3 protein-coding genes are annotated in these 2,095 nt (G+C 71.0%); 2 read left to right on the top strand and 1 reads right to left on the bottom strand.

All coding sequences use genetic code 11. The annotated features are described in order from the left end of the window. On the top strand, positions 1–300 hold a 300-nt coding region (locus tag VFF46_RS12800), incomplete at its 5' end, for a diacylglycerol/lipid kinase family protein (RefSeq protein WP_414673063.1). 576 nt (positions 301–876) lie between these two features. On the opposite strand, the gene VFF46_RS12795 is transcribed toward VFF46_RS12800, so the two are convergent. Further along, positions 877–1,356, bottom strand: a complete 480-nt coding sequence (locus VFF46_RS12795; RefSeq protein ID WP_325037313.1) for a DUF4446 family protein — start codon at positions 1,354–1,356, stop codon at positions 877–879. Positions 1,357–1,469: 113 nt separating this feature from the next. Here VFF46_RS12795 and larB point away from each other — a divergent pair. Next, a partial coding sequence (gene larB / locus VFF46_RS12790) for a nickel pincer cofactor biosynthesis protein LarB (protein WP_325037312.1) occupies positions 1,470–2,095 on the top strand: 626 nt, incomplete at its 3' end.

The following is a 2,095-nucleotide window of genomic DNA, read 5'->3' as shown; positions in this document are numbered from 1 at the left end:
GGCATGCTCCAGGCAAACATCCCGCTGCTTCCCGACGCCCGCCCCGACGACGGCCTCCTCGACGTCGTGGTGCTCGCACCACGCCGGGTCACCCAGTGGCCGATCGTGCTCTGGCGCCTACTCACGCGGACGAACCGCAGCGACATGTACCTGGAGCGCTACACCGGCCGCAAGGTAGAAATCCACGCCGCCGTCGACGTCCAACGCCAACTGGACGGCGACCCCATCGGCCCCGGCCGCTACCTATCCACCGAGATCGAACCCGGAGCCCTCACCGCCCGCGTACCGAAACGGCGGTAGAAGGACTGCGTTTCCCCCCTCGGTGTTACGCGCGGCTCCTTCGTCGCCGTGCTCCGCGCCGCTCCCGCCCACCCCCGGACTGTCCGGTGCACCGCGGTCGACCGCAGAGAGCCGAGCGGCCCGCCCCAACGCATTCAACTTCGGGGCTGTCGGGCGACATGTCCACACCGCCGCTTGGGGACGCGAGAGGGAGCCGCTGCACGCAGTAGACGCGCCGAGCAACACCTGCGAAGCACGCTGGGGATCACCACTCCACGCGGCACCACTCCGTCACCCACCTGTCCCTCCGCCCACCTGCACCCCTTGCCCACATGCACCCCTCACCACGCACGCCGCTCGCCACGCACGCCGCTCACCACCTGCGGCTTCACGGAGGACGCCCGCCTAGCAGTCACCCGCGAGCGGCAGCACGCAACTCCCGGCGCCAGCCGGGCACTGCCGGCGGCAGCCGGTGGGTGGGAGGGAGCGCGCGTAGCAGGTGCGGGAGGGAGCGCAGCGACCGGAGCACCTGCGCAGCGCGCGGGGGCTTACCACCTCCGCCCGTCACCCACCTTCACCTACGCCACGCGAGGGGTTTCAGTTGACGGTTGGGCCGGCTTCTTTGCGGAGGGTGTCGATGGCTTCTTCCTCTTCGGGGGAGAGCTTCGACTCGCTGGTGAAGGACCTGATCTCCTTCGCGTACGTGCGGGCGTCGGCGCGGCTGTTGATCGACGTCAGGACGACGCCGTGGCCGTGGTCGTCGAGCAGGGCCATCGACCAGGAGAGTTTGCCGCCGGTGTCGCCGAACGCGTCGTACCGGACGATGGCGAGGTGCTGCAGGGTCTCCTTCAGCTCGCCGCGGGTGACCTCGAGGTCCTTGCCGAGTCTGCGGAGCTCGGACTTGACGGTGCCGGGCTTGGCCTCCGGTTGGGCGGGCTGCGGTTCCGGCGTGGGAGTGGTGCTGGGCGTGTCCGATGGGCCGGTCCGGGCGCGGAGGGCCTGGATCGCGAACACCAGGGCCAGCACCGCCACGAAAAGGGCGGCCACCCCGAAGACACCGGCTAACGTCGAAGACACGGAACTAGAGCCTAAGGCATCGCCTGTGCTGCCTGAGTGTTCAGGTGATCGCAGAGCGTGCGTGGTGTGGTATCGATGCGGTACCTCGGGCCGCGGCAACGTAGATTCGCGGCGTGACACATTTGCCTGATCAAGGCCCACAACCGGGCGTTCACGACCTCGGGTACGCCCGGCTCGACACCGACCGGCTCGGACGTACCGGCGACGCCGAAGTCGTGTACGGCGCGGGCAAGACGCCATCTCAGGTCGTGGAACTGCTGCGTACGCTGCACGCCACCCACCCCGGTCACGCCGTACTCGCGACCCGGCTGACGGACGAGGCGCAGGAGGCGGTGACCGCCGCGCTGCCGGAGGCCGTGGTGGACCCGGTGGGCCGTACCGCGGTCCTCGGCGAGCCGCCGACGCTGCGCGGGACGGTGGCCGTGGTGGCCGCTGGTACGTCGGATGCGCCGGTCGCGGCGGAGGCGGCGACGACGGCCCGGGTGTTCGGGGCCGGGGTGGACGTGATCACGGACGTCGGCGTGGCCGGGCTGCACCGGATCCTCGGGGTCCGTGAGCGGCTCGCGGACGCGGACTGCCTGATCGTGGTCGCCGGGATGGAGGGCGCGCTGCCGAGCGTCGTCGGCGGGCTGGTCGGCGTACCGCTGGTGGCGGTGCCGACGTCTGTCGGGTACGGCGCCTCGTTCGGCGGGCTCGCGGCGCTGCTCGGGATGCTGAACTCGTGCGCGCCGGGCGTCAC

Source organism: Kribbella sp. (assembly GCF_035655035.1).
Lineage (GTDB): Bacteria > Actinomycetota > Actinomycetes > Propionibacteriales > Kribbellaceae > Kribbella.
The sequence above is the reverse complement of the archived record's forward strand: the minus strand, read 5'-3'. Positions and strand labels throughout refer to the sequence as shown.